Genomic DNA, 13,487 nt, shown 5'->3' on the forward strand with positions numbered 1-13,487 from the left:
TGACGAACAAATGACGAACAAATGACGAACAAATAACGAACAAATGACGGTGCAAGCCGCACGGGCAGATAGAGAAAAAACGAATAGATGACGAATAAAGAACGAATAAAGAACGAATAAAGAACGAATAAATGATGGTGCGAGTCGCACGGACAGATAGAGAAAAGACGAATAGATGACGAATAAGGAACAAATAAATGATAGTGCGAGCCACAGAGGCAAATAAAGAATGAACGAAGGATAAATGGAAATAAAGTAAAGATAAGATGATTTAGAGCATTATTATAAAACCTAAAAATCTTTTATTAGAGCTTGAAAATACAGGTAAATAAGGAGTATATAGAGTGTTATAAATACTCGTAAAAATAACTTCAAAAAAACATTAAAAAATATTTTTCAGTATCAAAATTAATTTGTACATTTGCACCGGTTTTTGAGAGACCTCTCAAAAATTGAGGCAATTTTATATTGCTATTAGATAAAAAAGAATTGTTAAATTAATATCAAATTTAAGACATTATGAGTAAACCAAAAACACTTTCCGTTGATAAATACGGAATTAAGAACGCTAATGTTCGTTATCAGTTAACTGCTGACGAATTACACCAAGAAACTTTGGATAAAAAATTAGGCGTTGAAGCTTCTTCAGGAGCTATTGCTATCAACACAGGTAAATTTACAGGGCGTTCTCCTAAAGACCGTTTCATCGTAAAAGATGATATCACCAAAGATCGCGTATGGTGGGGAAGTATTAACATTCCTTTTGAACCTGCAAAATTTGACAAACTATATGAAAAAGTAGTAGCTTACTTATCTAACAAAGAAATCTACGTTCACGATGGTTATGTTTGTGCAGATCCTAAATACCGTACTAACATTCGTACCATCACTGAGCTTCCTTGGAGCAACCTTTTTGCTTACAATATGTTCTTGCGTATAGATGATAGCGAACTTCCTTCTTTTAAAGAAGATTGGTTGGTAGTAAATGCACCTGGTTTTGAAGCTGACCCTGCTGTAGATGGTACTCGTCAGGCTAACTTCGCTATCTTGAACTTCACCAAAAAAATTGCTTTGATTGGTGGTACAGGTTATACCGGAGAAATTAAAAAAGGTATCTTCTCAGCTATGAACTTTGAATTGCCTGTGTTCCGCAACACTATGCCAATGCACTGTTCAGCCAACGTAGGTAAAGGTGGTGATACTGCTATCTTCTTCGGCTTATCAGGTACTGGTAAAACTACTCTTTCAGCTGACCCTAACCGTCATTTAATTGGTGACGACGAACACGGTTGGACTCCTGAAAATACGGTATTTAACTTTGAAGGTGGTTGCTATGCTAAAGTAGTAGATCTTACTGCTGAAAAAGAACCTGAAATCTTTGGAGCTATTAAGAAAGGTGCTATCCTTGAAAACGTAATTATGGACGATAAAGGTGTAGTTGATTTCTCTCGCACTGATATCACTGAAAACACTCGTGTTTCTTATCCTATTTACCACATCGCAAATATCCAGCCAGGTTCTATAGGACACAATCCTAAGAACATCTTCTTCCTTACTTTCGATGCTTATGGTGTATTGCCTCCAATCTCTAAATTGACTCCTGAACAAGCTGCTTATCAATTTGTATCTGGTTATACTTCAAAAGTAGCCGGTACTGAGGTAGGTATCACTACCCCTCAAAAAACTTTCTCTGCTTGTTTTGGTGCTGCCTTTATGCCACTTCACCCAGCTGAATACGGAAAACGTTTGGCTGAGAAAATCAAAGAAACTGGCGTAAACGTATGGTTGGTAAACACTGGTTACAACGGAAAAATGAAAAGATGTAGCTTAAAAGATACTCGTGCTCTTATCACTGCTGCCCTTAACGGCAAACTTAACAACGTTGAGTACAAAGAATTGCCTATCTTTGGCTTCAAAGTACCTCAATCTTGTGAAGGTGTATCAGACCAAAGTATCTTGAACCCAGAAAATACTTGGAGTGACAAAGCACAATTCAGTGCTAAACTCAAAGAATTGGCTGAATCATTTGTACAAAACTTCAAAGACAAAAAATTTGCTGAAGGTGCAAGTGCTGACGTCCTTGCTGGAGCTCCTAAATTGTAATTATTTAGATAACCATATTCAAAAGGCTGTTCATTTAAGAACAGCCTTTTATTTTTGTTTTTTACTAATATTATTACTATTTTTGCACCCCAAATAGAATTTAAAGATAAAAAATGCTCGACAAATTAAATATCGTAAAACAACGTTTCGACGAAGTTTCGGACTTAATCATTCAACCTGATATTATTGCAGACCAAAAGCGCTATATCCAGCTCAATAAGGAATATAAAGACCTTAAAGAACTGATGGATAAGCGCGATGAGTATATAAACGTAACTGGAAACTTGCAAGAAGCTGAAGAAATTATTGCTGATGGCAGCGATGCCGAAATGGTGGAAATGGCAAAGTTACAATTAGAGGAAAGCAAAGAGCGTTTGCCTCAGTTAGAAGAAGAAATCAAGTATATGCTTATCCCCAAAGACCCTGAAGATGCTAAGAATGCCGTAATGGAAATTCGTGCAGGAACAGGTGGAGATGAGGCTTCAATCTTTGCAGGCGACCTATACCGTATGTACACCAAATACTGCCAAAGTAAAGGCTGGAGTACCTCAGTAATGGACTTTAATGAAGGAACTGCTGGAGGGTATAAAGAAATTATCTTTGAAGTAACGGGAGACAATGTATATGGTACCTTAAAATTTGAAGCAGGAGTACATCGCGTACAACGAGTGCCTCAAACAGAAACACAAGGGCGCGTACACACTTCGGCAGCAACTGTAATTGTATTGCCAGAAGCAGAAGAATTTGATGTGGAACTTGATATGGCTGATGTGAAAATCATTCGTACTACTTCTACGGGACCCGGAGGACAGTCGGTGAATACAACCTATTCGGCTATTCAGTTGCAACATATTCCTACAGGCATTGAGGTACGTTGCCAAGATGAGAAATCGCAACACAAGAATCTTGAAAAGGCACTTAAAGTATTGCGTTCACGTTTGTACGAAATGGAGCTGGCAAAGAAGATGGAAGCTGATTCTGCTCGTAGGAAATCAATGGTTTCCAGCGGTGACCGTTCGGCTAAAATACGCACTTATAACTATCCGCAAGGACGCGTAACCGACCACCGTATAGGTCTTACCCTTTATGATTTGCAAAATGTTATCAATGGTGATGTACAACGTCTTATTGATGAACTTCAATTGGCTGAAAATGCTGAGAAGCTAAAAGAAGGAGATGTTTTTTAAACTATTATTAAAAAAGAAAATAGCAATATTGTTATTGTAGCGATAGTAGCTGTTATATTCTTTTTGGCAATCCTATTTATTTTGTGAGATGGCAAAGAAGTATTATGTAGTATGGGAGGGACACCAAACGGGGGTCTTTACCTCGTGGGCTGAATGTAAGAAGGCTGTTAATAATTTTCCGAACGCTAAATACAAAAGTTTCCCTACGGAAGAAATGGCACAAAAAGCCTATGCAGGGAATTATGAAACGTACAAAGGTAAAAAGATAGGAGAGCCTGCACTTTCATCAGAAGCATTAAAACTTATCGGGAAGCCTATTTTGCCTTCTATTGCGGTAGATGCTGCTTGTAGCGGTAACCCTGGTATAATGGAATATCGGGGGGTAGATACTGAAACACAAGCCGAGATTTTTAGGATTTCACCTATGAAAGATGGTACCAATAACATAGGGGAGTTTTTGGCTATAGTACACGCTTTGGCTTTCTTAAAACAACGCAACCTTACAATGCCTATCTATTCGGATAGTGAAATAGCAATGCGCTGGGTACAACAAAAAGTATGTAAAACTAAGCTTGGAAAGACAGCTGATAATGCAAAAATATTTGAACTAATAACTCGTGCTGAAAAATGGCTACAAGAAAACACTTATCCTAATCGTATTCTCAAATGGGAAACCAAAGCGTGGGGCGAAAATCCTGCAGACTTTGGTAGAAAAGACTCTTAACTTTTCTTCTTAAATCTAAAAAATAAATGACTGATATTACTCTATCTGTACAGCCTACTTCGAGTCCTGATATTATTAAATTGGAGGCGAATAAAGCCTTAGTAAAAGGTAGTTACGAGTATAAAAATATTGATGAAGCTAAAAACTCACCCTTAGCAAAAGAGCTGTTTTACCTTCCTTTTGTAAAGACAGTATATATCTCGAGTAATTTTATTGCGTTGAAACGATTTCCAATTATAGAATGGAAAGACGTACAAGAAGAAGTGGCACAACAAGTATTGCTTTATTTACAGTCAGGGAGAGAAATTGTAAGCACTGAGGGTGAACAAAAGAAGGTTATTTCCGTATATACTGAAACAACACCTAATCCTTCGGTAATGAAGTTTGTAACCAATAAACGTCTTGTTCCTACTATTATAGAATATAAGCATATAGAGGAGACCGATGAGGCTCCTATGGCTAAAGCTCTTTTTACTCAGTTTCCTTTTATTGAGGAGGTATTTTTTGATGATAACTATATTTCAGTTACTAAAAAAGATAACAAAGAGTGGGCAATGGTTACTCCTAATATACGAGAATTCATTAAGAATTATCTTTCAGAAGGACATATGCTTATTTCTTCTTCTGAAATTAAACGACATCAGCAAGCAACACAAGAACGACTACTCTCTATGGTTACTACTGATGAGGTATCAAAACAAATTGTAGCTATTATAGATGAGTTTGTAAAACCTGCTGTAGCCTCTGATGGAGGAAATATTCAGTTTATTTCGTACAATCCAGAAACGCATTACGTAGAGGTAATACTGCAAGGAGCTTGTAGTGGTTGCCCCTCCTCTACCCTAACCTTAAAAAAGGGAATTGAAGTCATCTTGAAAGATAAGCTACAAAACCCTTATATTAGTGTAAACGCTCTTAACGGATAAGAACATTTTCTGAAATAAAATAACCACGCCTTATAGAGCGTGGTTTAGTTAAACAATTCTTGAAATGTGTAGTGTTGCGGTTACACGAAATTCTTCTTATTTATTTTTCAATAAATCTCTAATCTCAGTAAGTAACTCTTCTTGAGTAGGACCAGCTGGTGCAGCGGGAGCCTCTTCTTCTTTTTTCTGTTTGTTTAGCTTATTGATACCTTTTAGAAGTATAAACAATACAAGTGCAATACAGAAAAAGTTAATTACAGCAGCAAGAAACTTACCATAAGCTACTCCATTCCATACCAAACCTTCTAAGTGTTCAGCACCCGTAGCTTTTAAAGCAGGTGTTAATAATAAAGGTGTAATAACATCAGACACTAATGATGATACGATAGCACCAAAAGCAGCCCCAATGATAACCCCGATGGCTAAATCTACTACGTTACCTTTTACGGCAAATTCTTTAAATTCTTTTAAAAATCCCATAATGATTCATTTTAAGTTTATAAAAATAATTTGTTACTTAATTCGGGGCAAAAATAATACTTTTTTCGGAAATACAAAAAGAAAAGGGACGAATTTCACAACTGTCCCTTTTCATCACTAACTAAAAAACTCAATCACTATGATGGTTAAGTATAACTTTACACAGTCATACTAAATATTTTGGTATTAGGCATTTTTCGTTGTAAGTGCAAATCGAAAGCCATACAGATATTTCTAATAAAAGGTTTTCCCTCATCGGGGACTGCTATATGATTACCTGCTATATGCAGTAAACCATCGTTTTGCATCTCTTGGAGATGTGCTATTACTTCTGTTATTTCAGGAAACTGAAGAGATTCGTCGTTCCAAGAAGTAGTAAACTGACACATCAAGTTGAGGATATGACGCCTAATAATTAAATCTTCTTTATTGAGAATATGCCCTTTACACACGGGTATTTCACTCTTCTCAAGACGTGCATAATAAGCATCTAAATCTTTCTCGTTTTGGGCAAAACCGTACCAACTATCGCTGATAGAAGACATTCCTAAGCCTATCATCACTTGCGTTTTGGAGGCTGTATAGCCCATAAAGTTACGATGCAATTGATGATTTTTGAAAGCCTTATACATACTATCAGTAGGTAAAGCAAAGTGATCCATTCCTATTTCGGCATATCCTGCTTTCAATAAGTATTGTTTTCCTACTTCATACAGCTCTCGTTTTACTTCGCCTGTGGGCACATCTTCATCTTTAAAACCACGTTGCCCACTGCCTTTTATCCAAGGTACGTGCGCATAGCTATAAAAAGCAATACGGTCGGGACGAAGAGTGTTACTCCTATCAATAGTAAAGAGTACATCGTCTAAGGTTTGAAACGGCAAACCAAAGACCAAATCGTGGCTTACAGAGGTATAGCCAATAGCTCTGGCTTGCTGGGTAACACGCTGTACATTCTCAAAAGGTTGAATGCGGTGAATGGCTTTTTGTACCTTAGTCGAATAATCTTGTACGCCATAACTCACGCGCCTAAAACCTAAGTCGTAAAGCGTTTGTAGGTGATTTTCAGTGGTATTATTAGGATGACCTTCAAAACTAAATTCGTGAGCATCAGCTTTATCAGCACGTTCAAAAATACCTTCTATCAAACGGCGCAACTGCAAAGGTTCAAAAAAGGTAGGCGTACCTCCCCCTAAGTGTATTTCCTTAATACGAGGGCGTTCTTCCAAAAAATTAGTGTATAACTGCCATTCTTTAAGTATTGCCTCTATATAAGGGGCTTCCATTTCGTGACGCTTAGTAATGCGTTTATGACAACCACAGAAAGTACAAAGACTCTCACAGAAAGGCAAATGAATGTATAGGCTAATCCCTTCAGTACTATTGCTCTCAGCATAAGATTTTCGTAAGCTCTCCAACCATTTTTCAGTAGAAAAAGTACTACTATCCCAATAGGGAACAGTAGGATAGCTAGTATAACGAGGTCCAGCTACATTGTATTTTTGAATGAGAGATATTGCCATTTTCTGTAAAAACGGGGCAAAGGTATAAAAAAAAGTGGAAAGTGAAAAGAGAAAAGAAAAAAATATAGATTCACTAATACCGTAATGCCAATAATATCAAACTAATAACGAGGGACGAATGACGAAACAAGCTATACAGATAAATAATTATAAGACGAACAACAAGAGGTTCTACAGTGGGTCTACAGTGGCTCTACAACGAACAAAAGACGAATGATGAACGAAGGAATAACGAACCTAAGGCAAAGGAAAGTTATTTGAATATTGAATATTAGACATCTATGTTTAGATTCGTTTGCAGAGAAAACAGCAAGACTCTTTTAATCTTGTACTTTTCTAATTTGACTGCAATATATTTAAAAGGTTTTCATTGAACCATTTATACCGATTGATAATCATAATATGAGTACCATTTTTTACTACAATAGCATTTTTTATGTACTGAATAGGAAAAACAGGATCTTTATCTCCGTGAATGTGAACTGTGTGGGGTAAAGGTTCTTTTTGTTGCCAATTCACTATGCGGTCTATTGACCAATCGAGATAGGCAGGGGAGCGCATTCCTATATATTTCTCGTATAGAGCTATTCGTTTGGTCATCAGTTCAGAAAAAGAAAATCTTTTCCAAAACTCCAAATCGCTGATAGTACGAGTGGGCAATAACTTATGCAGGTTTGTATAGCGTGCCAAGAGCATTTTTTTAGGCAGTTCGTACTGTGTTTTTACGCTGGAAATGAGGACTATTTTTTGATAATCGTTCAGTTGTTTAGCTATCTCTTGTACAATAATTCCTCCAAAAGACACCCCTAAGAGCACAGGAGAAGGCTCGGTAATTGCTACTGCAATACGTCCTGCATAGTGTGCTAGACTTTCTTCTTTTTCGGGAGTAATCCAGTCGAGTAAGTGCACACGGAAATTGTTGGGGAATTGCAAACGCTCGAAAATCTTAGGGCTGGCAGCCATTCCAGGCATTAAATAAATAGAAAGATTATCTTTTATATTCATTTGATATTGCTTTTTTACGAAAAATAAGTAACTTTGCACCAAATTTTAAATGAGTAACAGGTTATAGGTAAAAAGTAAAAACTAACGATAGTTAGGTATGTGAATGAGGTATAATGCTCATTTCTTACTTCTTATCTCTTATCTAGACAGAAGCAAAAGTACAACATTTTTGTCAAATAACGAATATTACTAATTAAAAACATAGTACAATGGAAGTAATAGACAGCGAATTTTCACGTCAATACCAAGCCAAAATCAACGGTGAACTTGCCTTTGTAGAATACGCTATTCAGGAGCGTAAGATATTCTTTACCAAAACATTACTACCTGAAACGACGGACGAAGCGCTCATTGATGAATTCTTTAAAGGGGTAATAGCCTTAGTAGCTGAGAAAAAATATAGAGTGGTGCCCGTTTGCCCTGTAGCTATTGCTTTTTTTAAGCGTAATAAGGAGTGTAAAGACATACTTCCTGCTGGTATCAGGATTTAATAGTTAATGATTAACGGTTAATTAAAAAACTTCGTTTTACATTGATTATATACAGATAAAGTATGCGAGGGCAGAGTATGTAAGGTATACGCTCTAACAAAAAGAGCAGGGCTCTCCCCTACTCTCTTAACTATGTAGATAAAAAAGAATTAATAATATATTATATGAAAGCCGTATTTTTAGACCGCAACACGCTCTCTGAGCGCATAGATGTAGATATCCCAAAAGGGATAGCCCAATGGGTAGCCTTCCAAAAAACAGCTCCCGATGAAATTGTTCAACGTCTCAAACCTGCTGATATAGCTATCGTGAACAAGGTGAAACTCGATGAGAGTATCCTTAGGCAATTGCCTAACCTTAAGCTCATTCACCTTACTGCTACGGGTATGGATAATATTGATAAAGAGGCTGCGAAAGCCTTGGGTATAGAAGTGAAAAACGTAGCGGGTTACTCTACTGAAAGTGTTACAGAACACTTCTTCTTGTTGTTACTATCGGCTATGCGTGCCCTAAAAACCTATCACACAAGTGTAGAAGATGGTACTTGGGAAAAAGATGGTCGTTTTTGCCTTACTGAGCCACCGGTGTTTGAATTGCATACCAAAACCTTAGGGATTATAGGAGTAGGCAACATAGGGAAAGCTATTAGTAAAGTAGCTGAAGCCTTTGGTATGAAAGTGCTATGGGCTGAACGCCAAGGTAAAGCGCCACGTAGTAAAGAATATACTGAATTCGATAAGGTATTGGCACAGAGTGATATCATCTCGCTTAACTGTCCGCTTACTCCTGAGACTAAGCATTTAGTAGATGAAGATTTCATCTCTAAATTGCGTAAAAAACCATTAATTATCAATATGGCTCGTGGGGCTATAGTAGACCCTCAGGCGGTATATGAAGCTATAGAAAGCAATCGTATAATGGGCTTTGCTACCGATGTGTTTGAAGAAGAACCGCCAATGGCTAACGACCCTCTACTAAAAATAGCCAACCACCCTCGTGTGATTTACACTCCTCACGTGGCTTGGGCAAGCGAATACGCACAAGATAAGTTGTGGCGTATTTTGAAACGCCAAGTAGAAGATTTTATCGTAAAATATAAAACAGAACATAAGGAAAATGAAAAAGCATAATTTTAGTGCAGGCCCCTCTATCTTAGCACCTGAGGTATTCCAAAAAGCCTCTGAAGCCTTATTAGATTTTGAGGGGACTGGCTTATCGGTAATAGAAATATCACACCGCAGTCCAGAGTTTGTACGCGTGATAGAACGCGCTCGTGCATTGGCATTGGAAATCGCTGGATTGGACGATTCGTACACTACACTCTTCTTGCAAGGAGGAGCTAGTATGCAATTCCTGATGGTGCCATACAACCTTCTCGAAACCAAAGCTGCTTATATAGATACAGGTACTTGGGCTAACAAAGCACAAAAAGAAGCTGCTCTCTTTGGCAATGCCGAAGTGATAGCCTCTTCTAAAGCCGATGGATATAAGTATATTCCAAAAAATGTAACTGTCCCTACTGATATCGATTATCTGCACATCACTACCAATAATACGATTTACGGTACTGAGTACCACAGTTTACCTCAAACGAGCGTCCCTTTGGTAGCCGATATGAGTTCTGATATTTTCTCACGTCCGTTAGATTACAAGCAGTTTAGTTTGATTTATGCGGGTTCACAGAAGAATTTAGGAGCTTCAGGGTCTACCTTAGTGATTGTGAAGAAGGATATATTGGGCAAAGTAAGTAGGAAACTGCCTTCGATGATGGACTATCAGTTGCATATTAAAAACGATAGTATGTTCAATACACCTTCTACTTTTGCAGTATATGTAAACCTATTAGTACTCGAATGGATACAAGCACAAGGTGGATTGCAAGCCTTAGGCAAACGCAACCGAGCTAAAGCCGATTTGCTTTACGGAGAAATCGACCGCAATCCGTTAGTAGTAGGATATGCCAACAAAGAAGACCGCTCCCTAATGAACGTAGTATTCAACCTCACCGATGAAAGCACCAAAGAACGCTTTGACGTTTTGTGTAAAGAAGCCAATATCAGTGGAATAAAAGGACACCGCAGTGTGGGAGGTTATCGCGCTTCTATCTACAACGCTTTGCCTTTAGAAAGTGTACAAGTATTAGTAGATGTACTTAAAGAATTTGAACGCACCGCGTAAAGAAGAATAATTTTGAAAACAAAATAAGTCCGATACAAATATCGGACTTATTTTATATTATACAATATGTTATTTAATCTCTAAGACTTTATAATTAAATGTATTAAGCTTCACAACTACTACAGTTTACAAAATTCATCATCATTTCTTTTGCTACTGATTGACTGCGCTGATAGTACAAACTTTTAACTCCTAATTTCCAAGCCTCAATAAGCACTTTATTCACATCTCGGATAGGCATTGCTGAAGGAATATTTAAGTTCAAACTCTGCGTTTGGTCAATGTACGCTTGACGCTGTGCCGCTTGTGATATAATTTCCATCGGTGAAATCTCTTTAAAAGTTTTAAACACATTCTTCTCTAATTGAGATAACTCTTGCAAGTGTTGTACAGAGCCATTATTCAAACGAATAGAACGCCATACCTCTTCATTATTGAGACCTTTTTCCTCCAAAAGTTGGGTGAGATACTTATTTTTGCGCATAAAGTTCCCTTTAGAAAGCCCTACTTTATAATAATTGCTCGAATAAGGTTCGATACCTGGTGACACCTGCCCTAAAATAGCTGAACTAGAAGTGGTAGGAGCGATTGCCATAGTGGTAGTATTTCGTCTACCATATCCTTTTAAAATTTCTGGTTCTCCATAAATATGAGCTAACTCTTTAGTTGCCTTATCAGCTTCTTCACGAATGTATCTAAAAGCGCGGGCATTGAACTGAGTTGCCTCAAAGCTCTCAAAAGGTATCATATTGCGTTGCAAGTAAGAATGATATCCTAACACACCCAAACCTAAAGCACGGTGACGAATAGCAAAATTGCGAGCTGCCTGTAAATAGTAATTACCCTTTGTTTTTTCTATAAACTCTGAAAGTACCGCATCTAAAAAGAATACAGCTAACTTTACTGCTTTGGTATCTTTCCACTCATCAAAGAGCTCTAAGTTCATAGAAGAAAGACAGCAAATAAACGATTCATCTTCACTAGAAGGTAACATAATCTCACTACACAAGTTACTTGAACGGATGAGCATATCCTTATCTTTATACACTTGAGGGCGATTACGATTGGCATTATCCGTAAAGATAATGTAAGGTAACCCTTTTTGTTGGCGAGACTCCAAGACACGAGCCCATAGGCGACGTTTTTCTACATCACCATCTATCATTTCTTGCATCCAATAATCAGGTACACAAATACCGAAGAAAAGATTCTGAATAGGAAATTCCACATCTTTAATTTGTAGAAACTCTTCGGCATCGGGATGGTCTATATCTAAATAAGCAGCAAAAGCACCGCGTCTTACTCCTCCTTGTGATACAACGTCCATAGCCGAATCGAACAACTTCATAAAACTAACCGCCCCACTTGATTTACCATTATCGGTAACTGCAGAACCGCGACTGCGCAATTCGCCAAAATAACCAGAAGTGCCCCCCCCTATTTTGGTTTGCATAATCACCTCTCCAAGTTTATGAGTAATCCCCTCGATGCTATCAGGTACGTGCACATTAAAACAAGAAATAGGCAAACCTCTTTCAGTACCCATATTTGCCCAAATAGGAGATGAGAAACTAATCCACCCTTTAGTAATCATTTCTTTGAAAGCGGGCTGTAATTCGGGTTTATAAAGCCTATGTGCAGCAGCACTTGTAATGCGGTCTATCGCACCTTCTACGCTTTCTCCTTTTAGTAAATAGCCTCTATTGAGGATTTGTTCAGACTCTTCATTGAGCCACCAAATGTCTTTTTCTTCGTTCATAACTTTTTATTTTCGGGGTGCAAAGTAACAGCTTTATATTCTAATTTCACCCTCTATCCAAAATAAGTTATTAACAAAGTTTTTAACAATATAGCAAAATCAGCCTCTTAGGATAATTTTTTAACATACAGTTATACTTTTATATTACTTAGCTAAAATAATAAAAATTAAATATATGGGAAAGCAAAAACTACTAAAAATAAGAAGATATAGAAGAGTGAAAATATAGCTATTAATTACTACAAATCAACGTGTTAAAAAGAATTGTTATATTTAAAACAAAATAGTAATACGATTTTATCTAAAATATTTTGTTCTTTCAGATAACTTTTGTAGTTTTGTAGCGTTAAGTATAAAAGGAAATCTTATGTCAGAACTAATTACTAGACCTATACCTATTGATGAAGAAGTAGTGTGGGATAAAACAAAAACTATTATCAGTACTACTGATAAGTTGGGAGCTATTACTGACGTAAATCAAACATTTATAGACGTTTGTGGTTATCCTGCGGTTGAATTATTAGGAAAACCACATAGCATCATTCGTCACCCCGATATGCCTAAAATCATATTTAAGATTACTTGGGATAATATTTTGGCGGGGAGGAACTTTCACGCTATTATTAAAAACTTAGCTAAATCGGGTAAGTATTATTGGGTAATTACCGATTTTGAAGTAGGCAGGAATATTATTGGGGATGTTGTTACTATTATGGCGCGTCAGCATTCAGTACCTAAGTATGTAATTACAGAGCATATTGAGCCTTTATATCAAACGCTCCTTAAACTTGAAAAAATAGGAGATATGGAGCTTAGTAATCGTTATTTTAAGGGCTTTTTAGAAAAACAAGGCAAATCATATATTGAATATATTATGGATATTATGGACGAAAGCAAGCGAGAAATTCACTTTGATCCTATCCCTAATATGCCTCACACTGATACTAACATTGGAGACTATGAAATTTCCGATGATATATTTAGTGAAGAACATCACGAAGAAGAAACTATGATGCAACGCAAGAGTTTCTTTGCAAAATTATTTTCTACGAATTAGAATTTTGCAAATATCACAATAAAAATGAGAGCGTATCTATTGCAATAGATACGC

Annotated in this window: 12 protein-coding genes; 8 read left to right on the plus strand and 4 right to left on the minus strand. The window is 37.0% G+C overall.

The window, feature by feature from the left end:
* The first annotated feature begins 519 nt into the window (after positions 1-519).
* From pckA to HMPREF9072_RS06045, 4 genes are all read left to right on the plus strand, one after another.
* Positions 520-2,103 (plus strand): phosphoenolpyruvate carboxykinase (ATP), encoded by a 1,584-nt coding sequence (gene pckA / locus HMPREF9072_RS06030; RefSeq protein ID WP_002672023.1) that lies wholly within the window; start codon positions 520-522, stop codon positions 2,101-2,103.
* 113 nt (positions 2,104-2,216) lie between these two features.
* The gene (gene prfA, locus HMPREF9072_RS06035; protein WP_002672024.1) at positions 2,217-3,290 is read left to right on the plus strand and encodes a peptide chain release factor 1; all 1,074 of its coding nucleotides are present in this window, start codon (positions 2,217-2,219) and stop codon (positions 3,288-3,290) included.
* A gap of 88 nt (positions 3,291-3,378) precedes the next feature.
* The gene (locus tag HMPREF9072_RS06040; protein WP_009750518.1) at positions 3,379-4,014 is read left to right on the plus strand and encodes a viroplasmin family protein; all 636 of its coding nucleotides are present in this window, start codon (positions 3,379-3,381) and stop codon (positions 4,012-4,014) included.
* A 26-nt stretch (positions 4,015-4,040) separates the two neighbouring features.
* Positions 4,041-4,940, plus strand: coding sequence for a NifU family protein (locus HMPREF9072_RS06045; RefSeq protein ID WP_009750519.1), 900 nt, complete (start codon positions 4,041-4,043; stop codon positions 4,938-4,940).
* Between the two features lie 96 nt (positions 4,941-5,036).
* Here the strand turns inward: HMPREF9072_RS06045 and mscL are convergent, their stop codons facing one another.
* The 3 genes from mscL to HMPREF9072_RS06060 all read right to left on the minus strand — a co-directional run bounded on the left by mscL (position 5,037) and on the right by HMPREF9072_RS06060 (position 7,948).
* On the minus strand, positions 5,037-5,420 hold the full coding sequence (gene mscL / locus HMPREF9072_RS06050; RefSeq protein WP_002672032.1) for a large conductance mechanosensitive channel protein MscL: 384 nt from the start codon (positions 5,418-5,420) through the stop codon (positions 5,037-5,039).
* A gap of 158 nt (positions 5,421-5,578) precedes the next feature.
* Positions 5,579-6,943: an oxygen-independent coproporphyrinogen III oxidase gene (gene hemN, locus HMPREF9072_RS06055; RefSeq protein WP_009750520.1), complete on the minus strand. Its 1,365-nt coding sequence runs from the start codon at positions 6,941-6,943 to the stop codon at positions 5,579-5,581.
* 336 nt (positions 6,944-7,279) lie between these two features.
* Positions 7,280-7,948 (minus strand): alpha/beta fold hydrolase, encoded by a 669-nt coding sequence (locus tag HMPREF9072_RS06060; RefSeq protein WP_050977208.1) that lies wholly within the window; start codon positions 7,946-7,948, stop codon positions 7,280-7,282.
* Positions 7,949-8,157: 209 nt separating this feature from the next.
* Here HMPREF9072_RS06060 and HMPREF9072_RS06065 point away from each other — a divergent pair, with 209 nt between their 5' ends.
* The 3 genes from HMPREF9072_RS06065 to serC all read left to right on the plus strand — a co-directional run bounded on the left by HMPREF9072_RS06065 (position 8,158) and on the right by serC (position 10,617).
* Positions 8,158-8,439 carry a GNAT family N-acetyltransferase gene (locus HMPREF9072_RS06065; protein WP_002672042.1) on the plus strand — a complete coding sequence of 94 codons (282 nt, stop codon included), beginning with the start codon at positions 8,158-8,160 and terminating at the stop codon, positions 8,437-8,439.
* A gap of 164 nt (positions 8,440-8,603) precedes the next feature.
* On the plus strand, positions 8,604-9,569 hold the full coding sequence (locus HMPREF9072_RS06070; RefSeq protein ID WP_009419717.1) for a D-2-hydroxyacid dehydrogenase: 966 nt from the start codon (positions 8,604-8,606) through the stop codon (positions 9,567-9,569).
* Positions 9,556-10,617 carry a 3-phosphoserine/phosphohydroxythreonine transaminase gene (serC, locus tag HMPREF9072_RS06075; RefSeq protein ID WP_009750521.1) on the plus strand — a complete coding sequence of 354 codons (1,062 nt, stop codon included), beginning with the start codon at positions 9,556-9,558 and terminating at the stop codon, positions 10,615-10,617. Before HMPREF9072_RS06070 ends, serC begins: the two co-directional genes overlap by 14 nt.
* A gap of 103 nt (positions 10,618-10,720) precedes the next feature.
* Here the strand turns inward: serC and HMPREF9072_RS06080 are convergent, their stop codons facing one another.
* A complete protein-coding gene (locus HMPREF9072_RS06080; protein ID WP_002672050.1) occupies positions 10,721-12,376 on the minus strand; it encodes a ribonucleoside-diphosphate reductase subunit alpha in 1,656 nt (551 codons plus the stop codon).
* Between the two features lie 367 nt (positions 12,377-12,743).
* Between HMPREF9072_RS06080 and HMPREF9072_RS06085 the strand changes: the two genes are divergently transcribed.
* Complete coding sequence (locus HMPREF9072_RS06085; protein WP_009419714.1) at positions 12,744-13,433, plus strand: PAS domain-containing protein; 690 nt, start codon at positions 12,744-12,746, stop codon at positions 13,431-13,433.
* The last annotated feature ends 54 nt before the right edge of the window (positions 13,434-13,487 follow it).

This window comes from Capnocytophaga sp. oral taxon 324 str. F0483 (genome assembly GCF_000318315.2).
Lineage (GTDB): Bacteria > Bacteroidota > Bacteroidia > Flavobacteriales > Flavobacteriaceae > Capnocytophaga > Capnocytophaga ochracea.

Bases quoted from the DNA above. Each gene is read 5' to 3' on its own strand.
- HMPREF9072_RS06065 (WP_002672042.1), top strand. From the start codon at position 8,158: ATGGAAGTAATAGACAGCGAATTTTCACGTCAATACCAAGCCAAAATC.
- HMPREF9072_RS06080 (WP_002672050.1), bottom strand. From the start codon at position 12,376: ATGAACGAAGAAAAAGACATTTGGTGGCTCAATGAAGAGTCTGAACAA.
- hemN (WP_009750520.1), bottom strand. From the start codon at position 6,943: ATGGCAATATCTCTCATTCAAAAATACAATGTAGCTGGACCTCGTTAT.
- prfA (WP_002672024.1), top strand. From the start codon at position 2,217: ATGCTCGACAAATTAAATATCGTAAAACAACGTTTCGACGAAGTTTCG.
- HMPREF9072_RS06070 (WP_009419717.1), top strand. From the start codon at position 8,604: ATGAAAGCCGTATTTTTAGACCGCAACACGCTCTCTGAGCGCATAGAT.
- HMPREF9072_RS06085 (WP_009419714.1), top strand. From the start codon at position 12,744: ATGTCAGAACTAATTACTAGACCTATACCTATTGATGAAGAAGTAGTG.
- HMPREF9072_RS06045 (WP_009750519.1), top strand. From the start codon at position 4,041: ATGACTGATATTACTCTATCTGTACAGCCTACTTCGAGTCCTGATATT.
- pckA (WP_002672023.1), top strand. From the start codon at position 520: ATGAGTAAACCAAAAACACTTTCCGTTGATAAATACGGAATTAAGAAC.
- serC (WP_009750521.1), top strand. From the start codon at position 9,556: ATGAAAAAGCATAATTTTAGTGCAGGCCCCTCTATCTTAGCACCTGAG.
- HMPREF9072_RS06060 (WP_050977208.1), bottom strand. From the start codon at position 7,948: ATGAATATAAAAGATAATCTTTCTATTTATTTAATGCCTGGAATGGCT.
- HMPREF9072_RS06040 (WP_009750518.1), top strand. From the start codon at position 3,379: ATGGCAAAGAAGTATTATGTAGTATGGGAGGGACACCAAACGGGGGTC.
- mscL (WP_002672032.1), bottom strand. From the start codon at position 5,420: ATGGGATTTTTAAAAGAATTTAAAGAATTTGCCGTAAAAGGTAACGTA.